At 64.6% G+C, this 17,831-nt stretch carries 17 protein-coding genes; 12 read left to right on the top strand and 5 right to left on the bottom strand.

Annotation, left to right across the window (positions count from 1 at the left end; genetic code table 11):
* The first annotated feature begins 45 nt into the window (after nt 1-45).
* Nucleotides 46-1,551 (top strand): FAD-dependent oxidoreductase, encoded by a 1,506-nt coding sequence (locus C1876_RS08855; RefSeq protein WP_114546364.1) that lies wholly within the window; start codon nt 46-48, stop codon nt 1,549-1,551.
* 70 nt (nt 1,552-1,621) lie between these two features.
* On the opposite strand, the gene C1876_RS08860 is transcribed toward C1876_RS08855, so the two are convergent.
* Together C1876_RS08860 and C1876_RS08865 are read right to left on the bottom strand one after the other, a co-directional pair.
* Entirely contained in the window at nt 1,622-1,840 is a 219-nt protein-coding gene (locus tag C1876_RS08860; protein ID WP_114546365.1) for an acyl carrier protein, read from the bottom strand.
* A gap of 57 nt (nt 1,841-1,897) precedes the next feature.
* Nucleotides 1,898-2,500, bottom strand: a complete 603-nt coding sequence (locus tag C1876_RS08865; RefSeq protein WP_114546366.1) for a Tat pathway signal protein — start codon at nt 2,498-2,500, stop codon at nt 1,898-1,900.
* A gap of 233 nt (nt 2,501-2,733) precedes the next feature.
* Between C1876_RS08865 and C1876_RS08870 the strand changes: the two genes are divergently transcribed.
* On the top strand, nt 2,734-4,179 hold the full coding sequence (locus C1876_RS08870; RefSeq protein WP_114546367.1) for a response regulator transcription factor: 1,446 nt from the start codon (nt 2,734-2,736) through the stop codon (nt 4,177-4,179).
* 82 nt (nt 4,180-4,261) lie between these two features.
* Here the strand turns inward: C1876_RS08870 and hpf are convergent, their stop codons facing one another.
* The gene (gene hpf, locus C1876_RS08875; protein ID WP_114546368.1) at nt 4,262-4,837 is read right to left on the bottom strand and encodes a ribosome hibernation-promoting factor, HPF/YfiA family; all 576 of its coding nucleotides are present in this window, start codon (nt 4,835-4,837) and stop codon (nt 4,262-4,264) included.
* 298 nt (nt 4,838-5,135) lie between these two features.
* On the opposite strand from hpf, the gene nhaA reads away from it, so the two are divergent.
* The gene (gene nhaA / locus C1876_RS08880) at nt 5,136-6,944 is read left to right on the top strand and encodes a Na+/H+ antiporter NhaA (RefSeq protein ID WP_114546369.1); all 1,809 of its coding nucleotides are present in this window, start codon (nt 5,136-5,138) and stop codon (nt 6,942-6,944) included.
* Nucleotides 6,945-7,058: 114 nt separating this feature from the next.
* Nucleotides 7,059-8,429, top strand: a complete 1,371-nt coding sequence (gene glmU, locus C1876_RS08885) for a bifunctional UDP-N-acetylglucosamine diphosphorylase/glucosamine-1-phosphate N-acetyltransferase GlmU (RefSeq protein WP_114546370.1) — start codon at nt 7,059-7,061, stop codon at nt 8,427-8,429.
* A gap of 2 nt (nt 8,430-8,431) precedes the next feature.
* Here the strand turns inward: glmU and C1876_RS08890 are convergent, their stop codons facing one another.
* Together C1876_RS08890 and C1876_RS08895 are read right to left on the bottom strand one after the other, a co-directional pair.
* Nucleotides 8,432-8,980 carry a type II toxin-antitoxin system VapC family toxin gene (locus tag C1876_RS08890; protein ID WP_244910093.1) on the bottom strand — a complete coding sequence of 183 codons (549 nt, stop codon included), beginning with the start codon at nt 8,978-8,980 and terminating at the stop codon, nt 8,432-8,434.
* Nucleotides 8,919-9,293 (bottom strand): translation repressor RelB, encoded by a 375-nt coding sequence (locus tag C1876_RS08895; RefSeq protein ID WP_114546401.1) that lies wholly within the window; start codon nt 9,291-9,293, stop codon nt 8,919-8,921. Before C1876_RS08895 ends, C1876_RS08890 begins: the two co-directional genes overlap by 62 nt.
* Before the next feature lie 135 nt (nt 9,294-9,428).
* Between C1876_RS08895 and C1876_RS08900 the strand changes: the two genes are divergently transcribed.
* From C1876_RS08900 to C1876_RS08935, 8 genes are all read left to right on the top strand, one after another.
* Nucleotides 9,429-10,529, top strand: coding sequence for an alpha/beta hydrolase family protein (locus C1876_RS08900; protein WP_158544656.1), 1,101 nt, complete (start codon nt 9,429-9,431; stop codon nt 10,527-10,529).
* A gap of 205 nt (nt 10,530-10,734) precedes the next feature.
* Nucleotides 10,735-11,355, top strand: a complete 621-nt coding sequence (locus C1876_RS08905) for a hypothetical protein (RefSeq protein ID WP_114546373.1) — start codon at nt 10,735-10,737, stop codon at nt 11,353-11,355.
* 83 nt (nt 11,356-11,438) lie between these two features.
* Nucleotides 11,439-14,135: a molybdopterin-containing oxidoreductase family protein gene (locus tag C1876_RS08910; RefSeq protein WP_114546374.1), complete on the top strand. Its 2,697-nt coding sequence runs from the start codon at nt 11,439-11,441 to the stop codon at nt 14,133-14,135.
* Complete coding sequence (locus C1876_RS08915; protein WP_114546375.1) at nt 14,125-14,709, top strand: 4Fe-4S dicluster domain-containing protein; 585 nt, start codon at nt 14,125-14,127, stop codon at nt 14,707-14,709. Before C1876_RS08910 ends, C1876_RS08915 begins: the two co-directional genes overlap by 11 nt.
* Nucleotide 14,710: 1 nt before the next feature.
* Complete coding sequence (locus C1876_RS08920; RefSeq protein WP_114546376.1) at nt 14,711-15,520, top strand: dimethyl sulfoxide reductase anchor subunit family protein; 810 nt, start codon at nt 14,711-14,713, stop codon at nt 15,518-15,520.
* A 66-nt stretch (nt 15,521-15,586) separates the two neighbouring features.
* The gene (locus C1876_RS08925; protein WP_114546377.1) at nt 15,587-16,255 is read left to right on the top strand and encodes a TorD/DmsD family molecular chaperone; all 669 of its coding nucleotides are present in this window, start codon (nt 15,587-15,589) and stop codon (nt 16,253-16,255) included.
* A gap of 20 nt (nt 16,256-16,275) precedes the next feature.
* Nucleotides 16,276-16,914 carry a 4Fe-4S dicluster domain-containing protein gene (locus C1876_RS08930; RefSeq protein ID WP_114546378.1) on the top strand — a complete coding sequence of 213 codons (639 nt, stop codon included), beginning with the start codon at nt 16,276-16,278 and terminating at the stop codon, nt 16,912-16,914.
* Nucleotides 16,911-17,792, top strand: coding sequence for a 4Fe-4S binding protein (locus C1876_RS08935; RefSeq protein ID WP_114546379.1), 882 nt, complete (start codon nt 16,911-16,913; stop codon nt 17,790-17,792). Before C1876_RS08930 ends, C1876_RS08935 begins: the two co-directional genes overlap by 4 nt.
* The last annotated feature ends 39 nt before the right edge of the window (nt 17,793-17,831 follow it).

Below are 17,831 nucleotides of genomic sequence, written 5' to 3' on the forward strand. Positions count from 1 at the left end.
AGAGTGCAGGGCATGAAGCACCATCCAGGGAGGAAAGGAACCATCATGACGGGAACAAGCAAGAAGAACGCGGCAGCCATGCCGCTCACGCGTCGCCAGTTCGCCCAGGCGCTGACCGGCGGCTTGGCCACCATGGCTCTCGGCAGCCTTTTCGGCTGCGCGCCGCAGGAGGCAGCTGCGGCCGAAGCGCACGAGACGGTTGACTACGACGTGGTGGTATTGGGAGGCGGCGGCGCCGGCGTGACGGCAGCCGGCCAGGCGGCAGCCGCGGGCGCGAAGACGGTGCTGCTTGAGAAGATGGCGTGGCTCGCGGGCTCCAGCTCGCTCGCCATCGGCACTTTCTACGGCGCGGGCACGCAGCTGCAGAAGGACGCGGGCATCGAGGACGACCCGGCGGGGCTGCTCGAGTACTTCCTGTCGCGTGGCGGCGACAAGCTCGATTATGACGTGCAGAAGTTCTGCGCCGAGCACTTCGGCGAAACCATCGACTGGCTGACGGGCGAGCTGGGCGTGCCCTTCAAGGAGACGGTGTCGAAGAAGGGCAAAGACCCGGTGCCGCGCGGCCACAACTGTGCCAACAACGCCATGGACGCCCTGCGCGCCGTGACGGCGTACGCCCAGGAGCATGGTGCCGAGTTCCATTTCGGCACGACGGTGGAATCGCTCGTGGTGGACTCGAGCGGTGCGGTGACCGGCGTGCTTGCGAAGCGCGGCAACGGCTCGGTGGTGTGCTACAACGCGAGGAGCGTTATCGTGTCCACCGGCGGCTTCTGCCGCAACGTGGAGATGATCGACGAGTACTGCCCCGACTACACGGGCGTGTATACGGAGGTGGGCGTCGGCTGCACGGGCGAGGGCCTGCGCATGGGCCTCGACATCGGCGCCGATTACGTGGGCCATGGCGGCACGAACGGCATCCTCGCGTGTCCGGTGGAGCCGGGCCAGTCGAAGCTCATCAGCAACAAGGCGCTGTGGGTGAACAGCTTGGGCGAGCGCTTCGCGAACGAAGCGGGCCAGACCCACGACATCTACTACGACGTGGCGCATTTCGACGATCAGAAGTTCTTCGCGGTGTACGACCAGGCCATGGTGGAGTCGCTTGACGACGACCTGCGCTCCAAGCTGGAATTCGGCCTCGAGCAGGGCATGTTCGCGAAAGCCGACACGGTGGCCGAAGCGGCGAGCGCGCTCGGCATCGACGGCGCCGCAGCGCAGGCGACGCTCGACGCGTACAACGAGCTTGCTGCCGCGGGCGAGGACACCCAGTTCAAGAAGAAGGCCGAGAACCTCATTCCGCTCACCGCGGCCCCGTACTACGTGCTCACCATGGGCGTGTGCACGCATGGCAGCTTCGGCGGCTACCGCGTGAACACCGACTTCCAGGTGCTCGACACCGACGGCCAGCCCATTCAGAACCTCTACGCGGCGGGCGAAGTATGCTGCGGCACGTTCATCTACGATGACTACCCGGCGGGCGGCTGCGGCCTCAACTGGTCGTACACCTCCGGTCGCTTCTCCGGTGCCAACGCGGCGAAGGCGGCCATCGCCTAGGCAGACCAGCGGCCCAAAACAGCGAGAAGCCCCGGGACATGTCGCCCCGGGGCTTCTCGCTGTAACGAACCTACAAAGAGTCGATGTAGGTTACGAGATCGCCGACGGTGTCGAGCCCTTCGGGCTCGCCGAAGTCCACTTCGCAGGCCTCTTCGAGGTCGCAGATCAGCTCAACCATGTCGAGCGAATCGATGCCGAGCGAATCGAACGTCGAGGCGGGCTCAACGGTGGCGGGGTCGATGTCAAGGTTTTCCTCGAGGATCTTCGTAATGGTGTCGATGGTTGCCATGCCGCTCCTATCGTCTGGTTTCGGTAGCACCCATTGTATCGGACAACGCACGAAGAGTTAACCAACGGGCAGGAGTTCGGTAATCTCCACAAAGGTGCATACGGCAAGCTGTTCGTCGGCGTCCTTCAGCTTCCCGATGACGGATTCGTCTTCCACGAGGGTCGCTTTCACTACCGAACCCTGGTGGCGCAGCTCTTTCGTCTCCGCCGTCGGATTCGGCACGTCGAAGGCGATCATGCCGATCTTCGCTCGCTCGAAGTTCGCCTTCGTCTGGTTTTCGGCCCAGGTGAACGCGACGTACGTTCCGTCGATCATGGCCGCAGGCACGAAGATGGCGATGTTCGGCGTGCCGTCCTCGTTCGAGGTGGAGACGACGCATTCGGTCTGGTACGCCATGACGGCGTCTTGCAGCTGCGTTTCGGCGAAGGTGGTGTACTTGTTTGTGGCCAGGCTTGCGGAGGATACCGCGTCGACCCACTCGTGCACTTCGTCTGCGCTCGCATCCACCTCTTGCACTGGCGCTTCGGCAGCGACGCTTTGCTGCTGCGGCGCGCATCCCGTCAGGCCGGCGCCCGCCATGATGCCGAGAACGCCCGTCGCCGTGATCCCCTGAATAAACGAACGTCGGTTGAGTTGCTTGCTCTGAGATTGTTCTTCCATGATTCATCCCTTCTGACAGAGGGGCGCGCATTCGCTCGCCCCGTTCCCTTGTTTTTAGGATTCTGCCTCGAAGACGGCGGTTCGCCTTGCCGCCTTTTGCGGTATTTTGCTCCGCTTCGCCTCTGCCCTGTTTTGCGGTATTTTTTGTTTTGGCCGTTTGAGGCGCGAGGTGTGCGGGGCATCGGGGCCGCCCAACGGTTAGAATACGGAGGTACTTGACGCGAGAGGGGATCATGCAAGACAGCCGCTACGCAACGCAGGCAGCAGACTATCGTCGGTTCTTCGTCAACGGTCGGACGCTGGCGCTTGCGCTGGGATACGGGCTGTTTCGGGGTGCCAATTCTCTGCTGTACTCCTCGGCGCTCGCCTCGGTGCCCACGTCAACGCTGTTCATCGCCGACATGTCCTTCTCCATGACAACCGCGCTGTCGTCGCTGCTGTGCGCGCTCGTGGTGATGGCGCTTGCGTGGAAGGGCTTCATCCCCGGTTTCCGCCTACCCGTGATGCTGCCGGCATTGCTGCTGCTCCTGGTTGCCGCTCCCGCCGTGGCTCCTTGGATCGCTCCCGGCTCATCGGGGGTGTTCGTGTTCTTGGCGCTGACGTACGGCGTTGCATCGACGTGCCTGAACCTCTCGTGGCTCGAGGTTGTGGCCCATCAGACGCCGGCGCGGATCGCGGGCATTCTGGCGCTGGGCATGCTGGTGAAAAGCTTGATCACGTTGGCGTGCGGCAGCCTGATGGGCGTGCCGTTCGTCGTCGCGGTGGGCGTGCTGCTCATCGGCGCGGTCGCGTTGCTGCTGCGCGCGAGGGGCCGCGCGTGGCTCGATTCCTCCGAAGACGATGCGGCGCCCGTGACGTTCAAGGCGTATCGACAGGGCGTGATGGGAATCGCCGACGCGTTGGTGGTTTCGATCGTCCTCGAGGCGATGGTGAGCATCCTCAACGGGTTCTTCCTCGGCGTCGCCACCGACGGGTCGGGCATCATCTCCGCTGTTGGGGCTATTTCGGCGGCGCTCGTGTTCTGTTTCGTCGTGGTCGTCGTCGCCCGCGCGGTGGACGTGGAACGGCTGTACCGCTATCTGTTCCCGATATTGCTGGCGCTTGTGCTGCTGCTGCCGCTCACGTTGGGAAGCTGGGCTTCGCAAGCGCTCCAGGGCTTGCTGGTGCTCGTGTACGAGTTTATCTCGTTCAGTGCGCTGTACTTCATCCTGTGCCAGATACAGTGGAAGAAGCTTAAGACATACGTGCTGTTCGCGTTCGCCACGGCTTGCATCCGCCTGTCGCAGCTGCTGTTCGGCATGGCGGGCTATTGGCTGGGAGGAGCGTCGGGCAATGAGGCCGAGGGTTTGTACTGGATCGTCATCATCGCGGCGGTGTACGGGCTTTCCATGGTGCTGCTGTACCTGACGCGACGGCGGCCGTCGACCGACGAGAAGCGCGTGATCGTGGTCACCGAGGAGGATCGTTTCGCGACACGCGCCGAAGAGCTGGTGGCCGAATACCGCATCACGGCGCGCGAGTCGGAGATCATGCTGCAGCTTGCGCGGGGCCGCTCGGCCGCGTTCATCGCCGACGAGCTGGTGTGCTCACCTGCGACGGTGCGCACGCATATGAAGAACATCTACGCGAAGCTCGGCGTGCATTCGAAGCAGGAGCTCATCGACCTGTTCGCCGACTGAGGGCGGCGCCCGGCAATGGAAACGCCGGCGATGTGGAATCCGCCGGCGTTCGTTTGTGCGAGGTTGGGGGAGGCGAAACCGTTTATTCCTCCGTCTGCTTGAGCAGGCCGTATCCACCGTCGTCGCGGCGGTACAGCACGTTCACCAGGCCGCTGTCGCGGTCGGTGTAGGCGAAGAAGTCGTGACCGAGCAGGTCGATCTTCACGAGCGCTTCCTCTTCGGTGAGCGGCTCGAACTCGATCGTCTTCACGCGCACCACTTCGTCATCGGAAAGTTCTTCCATGAGCCCGTCAACGTCCAGCTCGCCGGCGGCGGAAGGCTCGATGCGGATGGTCTCGTCGGCGGCGCGCAGCTTGCGGTCGACCACCTTCGTCTTGTACTTGCGCAGCTGACGGACCACCTTGGCGGCGGCGACGTCGATGGCGGCGTACATATCCTCTTCGTGCTCTTCAACGCGAATGATGTGGCCCTTCGTGCGCAGCGTGACTTCGCAGACGGCAGGGCGAGGGTTGGCAGGGTTCTTCTCAACGAACAACACGATCTCGGCTACGAGCGGGTCGATATCCATGACCTTCATGGAATTGCCGATCTTCTCCTCGGCGTACTCGCGCAGTGCGTCGGTTACAGGCATTTTGCGTCCGGTGACGGTAATGCTCATAGCGATCACCTCTTACCTCGTGGCGAATAAAAAAACAGCTCGGTCGCAGACGTCGCGCCTGGTCATGCGAGTGATCGGGTGATATGCCCTCCACGCGAACTCCAAGCCGACTCCTTACGCCTAAGCTGATGAGTACAGGATAGCGCAATTCCTGACAGTTTGGCCGGGCATTTTCCGACTTGTGAACTCGGCCCGAGGAACCGAGCTTGTGAAATCGCTCTAAAAACGGGTAACAATCGAGCGGACGCACCAGGTAGTTGGGTGATAATACAACAAACGACAAGGCCGAAAGGGCATCATGACCGATACGAATCAAGACGGCACCCAGCGCATCTTCATCAAAGAAGTGCAGGGTCATCAGGCACGATACAAAAAGCTCATCCAGTTCACGCACTCGTCCACGAAGGCGGCCGGCGCCATGCTGCTGGCGGCCGTGGTGGCGCTCATCGTCGCGAACACGGGCGCGTACGAGGCGTTTATCGACTTTTGGCACACCGAGGCGGGCTTCTTCTTCGGCGACTCGTTTGCGGGCATGTCGCTTGCGCATGTGATCAACGACATTTTCATGGCCGTGTTCTTCCTGCTCGTGGGTTTGGAAGTGAAGTACGAGCTGACGGTGGGCGAGCTGACGAACATCCGCCAAGCGCTGCTGCCCATCATGGCGGCCATCGGCGGCGTCATCGCGCCCATCGGCATCTACCTGGTGTTCAACGCCGCGAACCCCGAGACGGCGCAGGGGTGGGGCGTTCCCACCGCCACCGACATCGCGTTCGCGCTGGGCATTCTGGCCCTGCTGGGCAACCGCGTGCCGAGCGGCGTGCGCGTGTTCCTCAGCACGTTGGCCGTGGCCGACGACATCATCGCCATTTTGGTCATCGCCATCTTCTACGGCCACAGCCCGTCGATCTTCTGGCTGGGCGCGGCGGCCGTCGTGCTGGTGGTGCTCGTGCTCATGAACCGCAACCACATCTACTCGCTCATCCCGTATCTGCTGGTGGGTGCGGTGCTGTGGTACTGCGTGTTCATGTCGGGCGTGCATTCCACCATCGCCGGCGTGCTGCTGGCGTTCGTCATTCCGTCGGGCTCGCGCGTGAACCTCAAGGGCTTCATCACTTGGTCGGGCAATAAGGTGCGCCAGGCGCGCGACGCGTTCGAGCCTGAAACGCCCGTCATCGCGCAGGGCGCGTACATCGAAACCGTGCAGGACCTCAGCCGCGTGGCGCGTCAGGTGGTGCCGCCCGCGACGCGCCTCGAGCACCGCCTGTACCCGTGGGTGTACTTCGGCATCCTGCCGCTGTTCGCGCTCACGAACGCGGATGTCAGCTTCACCGGCATGGACATCGGCGCTATGCTCACCGATCCCGTGCTGTACGGCGTCATGCTGGGCCTGCTGCTGGGCAAGCCGTTGGGCATCATGCTCATGAGCTTCGCCATTGTGAAGAGCAAGCTGGCCTCGCTGCCCGAGAACGTGAACTGGTTCCATATGCTGGGCGCGAGCATCCTGGGCGGCGTCGGCTTCACCATGGCCATCTTCGTGGCGAACCTCGCGTTCACCGACGAGATGCACATCGCCACGGCGAAGCTGGCCATTCTGGCGGCGTCGCTTCTGGCCGGCGTGCTGGGCTTCGTGTTCCTCATGCTGCAGGCGAAGGCGGCGCAGAAGCGCGGCGTGGCCTACCTGTCGATGCAGACCGACGACGAGAACCTGCAGACGGCCGACCGCGACGCCGTGCACGACAGCGAGCAGATGCTGCGCGACATCGACGATGCCGAGATCGAGGACTTCAAGCTGGTGAAGAAGCACTCCGGCGTGTTCGAGATCGCCGTTGACCTGGGCCCGACGGGCCTGCTGGGCGGCGGCTCAATCGGGGACGTGCGCGAGGCCATCCGCGACGAGGTGGTGCGCGTGCTGCGCGACGAGGGCGAGGACGAGCTGCTGGAGAAGGTGCAGCGCGAGTTCGAGGACCACGAGGGCGAGCCGCCGCTCATCAGCGTCGAAGAGGCGCTGCGTCGTTCCGGTGAGAAGGAGCGGCTGCGCGATGCCCTGCGCCGCGAGGGCCAGGATGCCATCGGCATGGCGGGCGGTTCCGGCGAAGACAAACGCTAGACCTCCCGTTGCGCTATACTTTTCGCGCAGACGCCGCGTGCGGACGTGAAGAGCCGAAGAGCTGAAGAGCTGACAACAAGGTTGACGAAGAGAGCTACGTTGCGAAGGAGCACCATGGAAGCTGCCGCTATCGTGTTGGCCGCGGGCGCCGGTACCCGCATGAAGTCCAAGAAGCCGAAGGTGGCTCACGAGATTCTGGGCAAACCGCTCGTCCGCTGGGTGGTGGACGCGGCGCGCGCCGCCGACGTGCAGCGCGTGGTGTCCGTGGTGGGGCACGCGCGCGAGCAGGTGGAACCGCTCGTCGCCGACACGCAGACCGTGGTGCAGACCGAGCAGAACGGCACGGCGGGTGCCGTGGCCGTGTGCAAGGACGCGCTGGCCGACTTCGACGGTTCGCTCGTGGTGCTGTCGGGCGACTGCCCGCTCATCACGTCCGACACCATCGCGCGACTCGTGGCCGTGCGCGAGGAGAACGACGCGGCCGTGGTGGTGCTCACGATGGAGCTCGACGACCCGTTCGGCTACGGGCGCATCGTGCGCGACGCCGACGGCGCCGTGGCGCGCATCGTGGAGCAGAAGGACGCCGCGCCCGAGGAGGCCGCCATCTGCGAGTGCAATTCCGGGTTCTACTGCTTCGATGCGCGGGCGCTGTTCGACGCGCTCGAGCAGGTGAGCAACGACAACGCGCAGGGCGAGTTCTACCTCACCGACGTGCTGGAAATCTGCCGCAACGCGGGCCGTCCGGTGCTGGCGCTGGCCTGCGACGACGTTGCCGAGTGCCTCGGCGTGAACTCGCGCATCCAGCTGGCCGAGGCCACGAAGCTCCTGCAGCGCCGCATCAACCGCGCGCACATGGCCGCCGGCGTGACCATGGTGGACCCCGAGCTCGTGTGGATCGGCCCCGACGTCACCATCGAGCAGGACGTGGAGCTGCTGCCGAACGTCACGCTCATGGGCGCGACGAGCATCGGCGAGGATAGCGTGATCGGCCCCGATTCGCGCCTCACCGACACCGTGGTGGGTCGCGGCTGCGTGATCGACGAGACGGTGGCCGTGGAAGCGCAGGTTGACGACGGCGCCACCTGCGGCCCGCGCGCCTATCTGCGTCCCGCCGCGCACCTCTGCGAGGGCGCGAAGGCCGGCACGCACGTGGAAATCAAGAAGTCCACGGTGGGCAAGGGGTCGAAGGTGCCGCACCTGTCCTACATCGGCGACACCACCATCGGCGAGGACGTGAACATCGGCGCCGGCTCCATCACTTGCAACTACGACGGCAAGAAGAAGCACGCCACCACCATCGGCGACGGCGCGTTCGTGGGCAGCGACACCATGATGGTGGCCCCGGTGAACATCGGCGCGGGCGCCATCATCGGCGCCGGCTCCACCATCACGAAGGACGTCGCGGCCGACGCGCTCGCGCTCACCCGTCCCGAGCAGCGCGAAATCCCCGGCTGGGCCGCCAAAAAGCGCGAACAGCAGGGATAACGCTATTCCATCGTTTGCAGCAACGCGAGAGCGTCGCCGGGCGTGAGCGTGGCCACGGGCGCGTGCTTGATGAGCGTCTCGTCGTTGGTGATGAGATACGTTGCGTTCGCGCGCTGCGCGGCGGCGACGATCAAGTTGTCCTCGAGGTCGTTGTGAATGCTGCGAAGCTTGCACGCCATCCATAGATCTGATTCGTCAGCTCCCACCCCGGTAGCTCGCTCGCGCATGCTGTTGACGCATCCCCAGGCGATTTCGGTTGCCGCCGCCGCTTCACGTTGGGTGAGCTTCCCAGTTTCGTTGCGCGTATCGCGCTTGAATGCGTTTGCGGTGAGATAGAACACGTCTTTCAGGATAGCGGCAGGATATAAGAGCGGGTATTCGTGCTCGTAAGCGAACAGCACGAGGGCGATCGCTTCATCATGCCCTGGACGGTTGGGCAGAAAGCAGTCGAGCCAGACGTTCGTGTCGACGAGAAGGGAAGATTGCTGGCTAGCCATCGAGACCTCGCTCCCGTAGGCGTTCGAGCAAGGCGTAGTCGCGCATCTCTTCATACGATGCGTTCGTCGTCCAATCCGAAGGCGTGATTCCACAACGCTCGTATGCATCGGCGACGATGTTCATGTCTTTCCGTATCGCCTCCCGCCTTCGAGCCCGTTCCTCTTCGGCATCGCGCAGCGCCGATTCCTCTTCCGCTCCGAACATGCTTTGGATGGCGCGCGGGTTGTGTGCATTGTTCGCCGCGAAGTCCCAGAGCTTGCGTATCGCCTGCGACGGCGAGTAGCCGGCGCGCTCCAATGCTGCATCGCCGCGCTCTTTGAGCGGACGGCTGATACGCGCATTGATCTGCACGGTATCCGATGTCATACGTTCTCCCATCATGGTTGCTGTACGTACAGCATAGCATCTTTTACCTATAAAGCAATGCATTCAGGGGAAGATCGCGTGCCGTGTGTTACGTGTATACTGAAGGTGACGAGATGGGGCGGTGAAGGCGGGGGCATGGAGAACGGGTCGGCACGGAAGTTTCGTATAAGGCGCATCGCGCTTGTGGTTGTGGCGGTGGCGGCGGTGCTCCTAGTTGGCGTGGTGCCGTTCGGCATCTCGGCGTACGTGTACGAGAGCAACTTCGGCTCGCGGCTGCAATCGGCCGCGTTCATGGAGCGCACGGCGGACGAGTTCCCCGGCTTGAGCGTGCGCGAGGCCTCCTTCACGTCTGACCAAGGGCAGACGCTTGCCAGCTACCTGTTCACGCACGCGGATGCCGGCATGGACGAATCGGGTGCGGGCGCGAAGGGCGTCGTGGTGATCGCGCACGGGCTGGGCGGCGGCTGCAACTCGTACATGGACGTGGCCGACCGCTTCGCGCGCAGCGGCTACGCGGTGTTCGCCTACGACGGCACCGGCAACGACCGCAGCGAGGGTGATGCGGTGGGCGGCTTGCCGCAGGCCGTCATCGACCTCGGCCATGCGCTCGACACCGTGGAGCAGAGCGATGATCTGGGCGATCTTCCCATCATGCTGTTCGGCCACAGCTGGGGCGGCTATGCCGTGGGCAGCGTGCTGGTCGATCATCCCGAGGTGAGCGCCGTGGTGTCGGTGGCGGGCTTCGACACGTCGGCGGCCATGCTGGAGAGCGAAGGGCGCCAGATGACGGGCGACGCCATCAACCTGCTGCTGCCGTACCTTTCGCTGTACGAGCATCTCAAGTTCGGCGCGTACGCAGACTCGTCCGCGGTTCGAGGGTTCGCCTCGTCGCCGGCGCACGTGCTCGTGCTGCACAGCGCCAACGACGGCACCGTGCCGCCCGCGACGGGCGTCGAGCGCTACCGTGCGGCGTTCGGCGACGACTCGCGCTTCACCTTCGTGGAATTCGAGGACCGCGGGCACAGCTTCCTCTACTATTCCGACGAGGCGCGCGCCAACATCGACGCCTTCAACGAAGCCTACTACGCGTACTGGGACGCCAACGACGGCGCCAGCAACGCCGACCTCATGAACGCCTGGCGCGCCGAGCACATGGACAAGCAAGCCTGCTTCATCCTCGACGAGGATCTCATGAGCAGCATCGTCGCCTTCTACGACGAAAGCGCCGCCCGCTAGGGCGCAATCGGGGCACCGCTTCCTCTCTTCCCAGCTCAACCCCTTCACTCATCCATTATTGGTGGGCGGTGCCGCGCTGCGCTCACCCATAAATATCCGGGTCCGATGAGATATTTCACGAACAACGGACGTTTCTCCGCCGCTCGGCGCGCCGTAAGGTGAAGCCGCTCGATACCGATGACGAACGAACGGAAACGGGGGAACCATGGATCAGGAAACGTCGAACGCCGCGGCGCCGCACGCCGACGACGCGGTGGAGGCCATCGTCAAGCGTCTTGAGGCGAACCGCGCGAACACGCTCGCCCTGTGCGCTTGCCTCGCCGTCTGCAAAACGCGCATGCCCTACCGCGACGCGGAGGCGCTCATCGCCGAGCGTCCCGAGCTCAAACTCAGCACGCAAACCGCGCACACCCTGCTGTGGATCATGGTCGAATGCGGCGGCGTCGCGGCCGAGGAGGTTCCCGAGCCCGCATGCGCGCCCGACGCGCAGCCCGAGGACATGCCCGTCGACTTCCTCGTGGAAACCACCGCTGCCGGCCGCGCCGCGCTCGCTCGGTTCGATCCTGCAAAGCGCTTCGACGAGGTGCTGCGCGCCGAACCCGCATGCTATGCGCAGGCATACGCCCTCGTGCTCGACCGCTGCCGTGCGGGCGCCTCGAAGGCCGACATCGAGCGGGCGCTCGAGGGCAACGAGGCGCTTGTCACGCCGAAGCAGGTGTATCCCAGCTACTTCATTTCCAAATTGGAGACCGTAGGTGGTCTTGCATGGAACGGGTCGTGGACCACCACGGAGGCCGGGCGCCACATGCTGGCCATGGTCGGATAAGCGCTGTCCGACCGCCGTGCGCGGGGCGCACGTTCCATTTGAGATAGTCGTTCAGGAATACAGACGAGAAAGAAGGAGGGACCATGACACAGACTACCATCACCAGGCGCAGCTTCGTGAAATCGGCGGCTGCGTTGGGCGCTGCGTGCGGCCTGGGCGTTGCGGTGAGCGACGACCTCGTGCACGTCGACCCGGCGCATGCCGATACGGGCGGCGACGTGAAAATCGTGAAGACGGCCTGTCGCGCCTGCATTGCGAGCTGCGCCGTGCTGGCCCATGTGAAGAACGGTCGCGTCATCAAGATCGAGGGCAACCCCGAAAGCCCCATGAGCCGCGGCGGTCTGTGCGCGAAGGGTATGGCCGGCATTCAGGCCCTGTACCATCCGAACCGCAACAAGTACCCCATGCGGCGCGTGGGCGAGCGCGGGCAGAACCAATGGGAGCGCATCACGTGGGACGAGGCGCTCACCGAGATTGCCACGAAGCTCATCGAGATCGACGAGAAGTACGGCTCGGAATGCGTGGCCGTGTCCACCGGCGGTGGCGGCAACCCCCACTTCAGCAACGTGAAGCGCTTCGGCGAAGCCATCAACACCCCGAACGTGTGGGAGCCCGGCTGCGCGCAGTGCTACCTGCCCCGCATGGGCGCCTCGCAGCTGTCCAACGGCATGGGCAAGCCCAACAACCTGTCCTTCAGCGACTCCAACGGTTGGGACTACTACTTCACCGACTCCCCGGTGGACTCGGTGGTGCTGTGGGGAACCGACCCGGCGAACAGCTCGGTGGCTACCGGCGGTCGCGCACTGGCCGAGTTGCGCGTGCGCGAGAAGGGCTTGAAGACCGTCGTCATCGACCCGCGCATGACCATGGACGCCGCGAAGGCCGACGTGTGGCTGCCCATCCGCCCCGGCACCGATGCGGCGCTGCTCATGGCCTGGACGAAGTGGATCATCGACCACGAGAAGTACGATAAGGAATTCTGCACCACGTGGACGAACATGCCCTACCTCGTGAACCCCGAGACGCGCCTCACGCTCAAGCCCACGGAATGCGGCCTCGAGGGCACCGATGCCGACTACGTCATCTGGGACCCCGCGCAAAACAAGCCCGTCGTGCTCGAGTACCCCCTGAACGAGGGCGTGGAGCCGCCGCTGTTCGGCACGTACGAGATCGACGGCGTGCAGTATCCCACGGGCGGTCAGCTTCTCAAGGAGAGCGTCGAGGAATTCACCCTGGCCAAGGCGGCCGAGATTTGCTGGCTCGACGAGGATCAGATCGAGAAAGCCCTGGAGATCTACACCACGGGACAGTCCGGCCTCATGCAGGGCGTGCCGATCGACCAGTACGAGCAGTCTCAGCAGTGCGCCCTGGGCGCGCTCAACCTCGAATACCTCATGGGCAACGTGCAGAAGCCCGGCGCCATGCTGCAAAGCTTCAAGGCCTGCCCGGCGCGCGACCAGATTCCCAACACGCCGCGGTTCCTCAAGAAGGAGAAGATGCTCAAGCGTCTGGGCGTGCAGGAGCACAAGGGCCTGCTCGACTGGGACATGGCGTTCATCCCCGCCGTGTTCAAGGCCATGAAGGATGGCGACCCGTACCAGATTCACGCGTGGTTCGAGCGCTCCGGCAACAAGCACGTGGTGCTGGGCAATGCGAGCTGCCTGGACGAGATCGTGCCCAACCTGGACTTCGTCTGCCACATCTTCCTGTATCCCACGGCGTTCTCGGCGCTGTGCGCCGACATGCTGTTGCCGTCGGCTGAGTGGCTGGAAACGAACCTCGTCATTCCGCAGCTCAACGCCATCGTCATCCGCCAGGCCGTGACGCACCTGTTCGAGACCGTGGAAGAGGGGCTCATCTGGACGCAGATCGTGCAGAAGATGGCCGAGATGGGCAACGTGCACGCGCAGGAGGCGTTCACGGCCGAGGGCACGAACGGCATCCCCCTGTACAAGAACGAGTACGAAAAGCAGAAGCTGCACCTGAACAAGCTTGAGATGACATGGGAAGAGGCTGCGGCGAAGGGCGTGTTCGAGTGGTGCACCGAGGACGAGTACCGCACCTACTACACGTACAAGGCCGTGGACGAGGCTACGGGCAAGGCGAAGGGCTTCGGCACGCCGTCCAAGAAGTGCGAGGTGTACTGCGAATCCAACACCATCCTCGGCCGCACCGGGTTCCCCTGGTCGCAGTGCTTCGAGGAGAAGAACCTTGTGCTCGAGCCGGCATCCAAGGACTACGAGCCGCTGTGCTACTACAAGGAGCCGGCGGAAAGCCCTCTGACCGACACCGAGTACCCGCTCGTGCTGACCGAGGGCCGTCTGCCTATGTACCACCACGGCACGCTGCGCAACATTCCCTACCTGCGCGAAATCTACCCCGTGCCCGAGCTGTGGATTCATCCCGAGGACGCGGCGAAGTACGGCGTGGAAGACGGCCAGTGGTGCACGATTGCCAGCCGTCGCGGCGAGACGCACGGCAAGGCGCGCGTGACCACCGCCATTGCGAAGGGCGTGGTGTACCAGGAGCGTTTCTGGGCTCCCGAGCTGCTTGATTCGGACCCCGAGCGCGCGTACAAGGTGATGAACATCAACGTGCTGACCAAGAACGACGAGCCGTACAACCCCGAGTACGGCACCTATACCCTGCGCGGCTTCCAGGTGAAGGTAACGCCTGACGCCGCTGCTCCGGAAGGCGTGTGGACCGAGCCCGAGCAGTTCGAGCCCTGGATGCCGCAGCCGAGCGATCCCACCGAGGAGGTGTTCGATTATGGCGCATAACTGCATTGTGGTGAACCTCGACCGTTGCACGGGCTGCTATTCCTGCGAGATCACGTGCAAGATGGAAAACGACATCGCCCTGGGCGAGCATTGGAACAAGATGCTGCAGCGCGGCCCGTTCGGCGAGTACCCGAACATGGTCCGCTACCCGCTGCCCACCATGTGCCAGCAGTGCGCCGACGCGCCGTGCGTGCACGTGTGCCCGACGGGCGCAAGCTACCGCGACGGTAACAACGTGGTGCTCATCGACCGCGAGAAGTGCATCGGCTGCAAGTACTGCATGATGGCCTGCCCCTACGGCGTGCGCGATTGGAACAAGGCGTCTCAAACCGTGGAGAAGTGCACGCTGTGCGGCCACCTGACCGCGAACGGCGAGCTTCCCGCCTGCGTGAAGAGCTGCAGCGCCGGCGCCCGCTTCTACGGCGACCTCGACGACCCGAATTCGGACGTGTCCCAGGAGCTTGCGAAGTACGATGCGGCGGACATCCACGAGCTTCCGAACGTGGGCAACAACCCGTGCACGAAGTACATCATGACCAGCATGCATGGCGAGTGGATGGAAGGGGCTGAGTAGCATGGATATCCAATGGTCCCTCGTTCTTTTCACCGCCATCGCCAGCTGCGGCACGTGGGTGTCGGCGGGCGTGGCCGTAGACGAGGTGCGAGGATGTACGAAGAACACGAACTTCCTGGCCTCCGTCGTTGCCCTGGTGCTGGCCGTCGCAGGCGGCATCGCGTCGGTGACGCACCTGTCGCATCCCGACCGCATCATGGCCGTGCTGGGGCATCCCACCCCGGGCATCTTCCTCGAGGCGCTGCTCATCGGCCTGTTCATCGTGTGCGTGGCCGTGTATCTGATCCTGCTGAAGCGCCAGGCCGGCGCGGGCCCGCGCAAGGCGGTTGCCGTGCTTGCCGCCGTCATCGGCATCGTGTTCAGCTTCGCGAGCGGCTACTCCTACATGATGGACGCCCGCACCACGTGGAATACCATCACGCTGCCGCTGGGCTATATGGGCTTCGGCGCGGCGAGCGGTTTGGCGCTGTACCTGCTGCTTGCGGCCGTCAAGAAGGAAAGCATCGAGGCCATCAGGCTGGCGGGCGTGGAAACCGTGATCGGCGGCCTGCTGGCGCTCGTGTTCGGCCTGGCGTTCGGCTTCATCTCGGGCGCGGCGACGGGTTCGGCGGCGGCTGTGTTCTGGGTGGCCGTTGTGTGCGGCGGCGTGGCCCCGCTCGTGTGCGGATGGTTGGGCCGCAGCAAGCCCGCATCGGCGGTCACGATGGCGGGCATCGCCTTCGCGGGCGGCATCATCGGTTCGATCGCCTTCCGCGCCGTTATGTGGATGGTGGGCACGGCCATCGCCAACTACTTCGGCATCGTACTGTAGGTTCGCTCCGGCGGCGCTGCCAAAGCGGCGCCGCCGGGCGTCGAGCGTGAGAGCAAGGGGGCTGTGATGGAGCAGCATGAGCGCGAAGAGGTGACTGCGGTGAACGCGGCGCGCAAGGGTTTCTACGAATTCCTCGCGAGCGTCTATAAGTTGGAACTGACCGACGAGCAGATAGCAACGGTGGCAACGCAGGCGTTGCCGCTTGACGACGAGTACGTGGGCGGCGGATACGCCCAGGTGAAGGAGTACCTGCGGCATCGTGATTCCGGCACGCGCCAAGAGCTGGCCGTCGATTACGCGCGCGTGTTCTTGTGCGCGGGCATGTACGAGCAGATGACGGCGCCGCCGTACGAATCGGTGTACACGAGTGAAGAGCACCTGCTCATGCAGGATGCGCGCGACGCCGTGCTCGCCTTCTACCGCGGCGAGGAGCTCGATCTGCCGGCGGACAACACCACGCCCGAAGATCACCTGTCGTTTGAATTCCAGTTCATGGCCAAGCTCGTGGAACGGGCGCAGGCGGCGCTCGAAGCGGGCGACGAGACGCGCTACGAAGAGCTGTGCGCGAAGCAGCGCGCCTTCTACGACGAGCACCTCGCGCCGTGGGTACCGCATCTGTGCGCCGACGTGCGCGCGTATGCACGCACGGGCTTCTACCGGGGCATCGCCGACGTGACCGAGGGTTTCCTCAAGCTGGAAGGCGAGATCCTCGCGCTGTGCGCGCGGGCGGCCTAAGAGAGCGGGGCGCAACGACCATGAGCGAGTATTCGCGTCGCGCATTCGTGGGGTTCTGCGGATCGGCGGCGGCGTTCGCGACGTTCGGCGGCACGGTGCGTGCCCTCGACGGCGCGGCCGAAACCGATCTCCTGCGCCCGCCGGGAGCGCAGGACGAGCTGCGCCTGCAGGCGACGTGTCTGAAGTGCGACCGCTGCCGGAGCGTCTGTCATACCGACGTCATCGGGATTGCCGACGTGGCCGACGGGTTCCTGCAAGCGCGCACGCCCGTGCTGAACTTCCATCGCGGTAGCTGCGACTTCTGCGGAGACTGCGCCCGTGTATGCCCGACGGGCGCCATCGGCCCCTTCGATCCCGAGACGGACAAGGTGGGCGTGGCGGTGGTGCAGAAGGATCGCTGCGTGGCGTACTTTCAAGGATGCGTCGAGTGCCAAAAAGCCTGCCCGTTCGAGGCGATCACGCTCGACGCGAGCAGCCATCCCGTGGTGGACGCGGGCCGGTGCAACGGCTGCGGCGTGTGCGAGGACGTGTGTCCGGCGCTCGTGTACCGCAGCTTCTCCGGCGGCACGCGCCGTGGCATCGTGGTGGTCAGCCCGAGCCGCTACGCGGTGATGGGCACGACGGTCGTCGAGGATGAGAGCGAGATGAGCGCACGATGAAACGCAACGCGAAGCTGCTGCGCACGCTGTCCGCCGTGGCGGTGATCGGGCTCGTGTGCCTGGGTCTGGCCCTCCATACCGGCACGGGCACGCCTTCGGCCTGGGGTATCTACGATATTGCGGCGCTGTGCCCGCTCGGCGCGGTGGAGGCGGCCCTTGCAGGCAAAACCGTGGTGCCGCCGATGCTCATCGCGCTCGTGGTGAGCGTGGTGCTGGTCATCGTGTTCGGCCGCGCGTTCTGCGCGTGGGGGTGCCCGGTGCCGCTGCTGCGGCGTCTGTTCGGACTCAAGTCGCCGGAGGAGAAGCGGGCGAAGCGCGAAGGCGGGGTGCTCGACATTCCCGATAGCGAGCGCGGCGGCGTGGCCGATTCGCGCAACTGGATTCTGGGCGGCACCGTGCTTTCGGCCGCCGTCTTCGGCTTCCCGGTGTTCTGCCTCATCTGCCCGGTGGGGCTCACGTTCGCCACCATCGTGGCGCTGTGGCGTCTATTCCAGTTCAACGAGGTGGCGCTGTCGCTGCTCGTGTTTCCCGCCATGCTCGTGATTGAGGTGGTGGTGCTGCGGAAGTGGTGCAGCCGCTTTTGTCCGCTGGGGGCGCTGCTGTCGCTCGTGGCGCGGCTGAACAGGACGTTTCGACCCAGGAGCGACGAGGAGGCGTGTCTGCGCTCCACGAAGGGCGAGCCGTGCCATCGCTGCGCCGACGCCTGTCCCGAGAGCATTGACCTGCATCATCCGGAAACGTCCGCGCCGCTCAACGAGTGCACGAAGTGCCGTGCCTGCGCCGACGCCTGCCCGATGCACGCCATCACGCTTCCGTTCCTTCCGAAAAGGGACGTCATCCCGGTTGAGGTGGTAGAGGACGAGCGGGCGAACCGTTAGAATGAGGTCTTGATCGCAGGGGCGCAAGGGGAACCCGCC

The sequence above is a fragment of the Eggerthella sinensis genome, from assembly GCF_003339815.1.
Lineage (GTDB): Bacteria > Actinomycetota > Coriobacteriia > Coriobacteriales > Eggerthellaceae > Eggerthella > Eggerthella sinensis.

What these genes read in the sequence shown, in the direction of transcription:
- C1876_RS08855 (WP_114546364.1), top strand. Translation starts at nt 46, where the DNA reads ATGACGGGAACAAGCAAGAAGAACGCGGCAGCCATGCCGCTCACGCGT.
- C1876_RS08860 (WP_114546365.1), bottom strand. Translation starts at nt 1,840, where the DNA reads ATGGCAACCATCGACACCATTACGAAGATCCTCGAGGAAAACCTTGAC.
- C1876_RS08865 (WP_114546366.1), bottom strand. Translation starts at nt 2,500, where the DNA reads ATGGAAGAACAATCTCAGAGCAAGCAACTCAACCGACGTTCGTTTATT.
- C1876_RS08870 (WP_114546367.1), top strand. Translation starts at nt 2,734, where the DNA reads ATGCAAGACAGCCGCTACGCAACGCAGGCAGCAGACTATCGTCGGTTC.
- hpf (WP_114546368.1), bottom strand. Translation starts at nt 4,837, where the DNA reads ATGAGCATTACCGTCACCGGACGCAAAATGCCTGTAACCGACGCACTG.
- nhaA (WP_114546369.1), top strand. Translation starts at nt 5,136, where the DNA reads ATGACCGATACGAATCAAGACGGCACCCAGCGCATCTTCATCAAAGAA.
- glmU (WP_114546370.1), top strand. Translation starts at nt 7,059, where the DNA reads ATGGAAGCTGCCGCTATCGTGTTGGCCGCGGGCGCCGGTACCCGCATG.
- C1876_RS08890 (WP_244910093.1), bottom strand. Translation starts at nt 8,980, where the DNA reads ATGAAGAGATGCGCGACTACGCCTTGCTCGAACGCCTACGGGAGCGAG.
- C1876_RS08895 (WP_114546401.1), bottom strand. Translation starts at nt 9,293, where the DNA reads ATGACATCGGATACCGTGCAGATCAATGCGCGTATCAGCCGTCCGCTC.
- C1876_RS08900 (WP_158544656.1), top strand. Translation starts at nt 9,429, where the DNA reads ATGGAGAACGGGTCGGCACGGAAGTTTCGTATAAGGCGCATCGCGCTT.
- C1876_RS08905 (WP_114546373.1), top strand. Translation starts at nt 10,735, where the DNA reads ATGGATCAGGAAACGTCGAACGCCGCGGCGCCGCACGCCGACGACGCG.
- C1876_RS08910 (WP_114546374.1), top strand. Translation starts at nt 11,439, where the DNA reads ATGACACAGACTACCATCACCAGGCGCAGCTTCGTGAAATCGGCGGCT.
- C1876_RS08915 (WP_114546375.1), top strand. Translation starts at nt 14,125, where the DNA reads ATGGCGCATAACTGCATTGTGGTGAACCTCGACCGTTGCACGGGCTGC.
- C1876_RS08920 (WP_114546376.1), top strand. Translation starts at nt 14,711, where the DNA reads ATGGATATCCAATGGTCCCTCGTTCTTTTCACCGCCATCGCCAGCTGC.
- C1876_RS08925 (WP_114546377.1), top strand. Translation starts at nt 15,587, where the DNA reads ATGGAGCAGCATGAGCGCGAAGAGGTGACTGCGGTGAACGCGGCGCGC.
- C1876_RS08930 (WP_114546378.1), top strand. Translation starts at nt 16,276, where the DNA reads ATGAGCGAGTATTCGCGTCGCGCATTCGTGGGGTTCTGCGGATCGGCG.
- C1876_RS08935 (WP_114546379.1), top strand. Translation starts at nt 16,911, where the DNA reads ATGAAACGCAACGCGAAGCTGCTGCGCACGCTGTCCGCCGTGGCGGTG.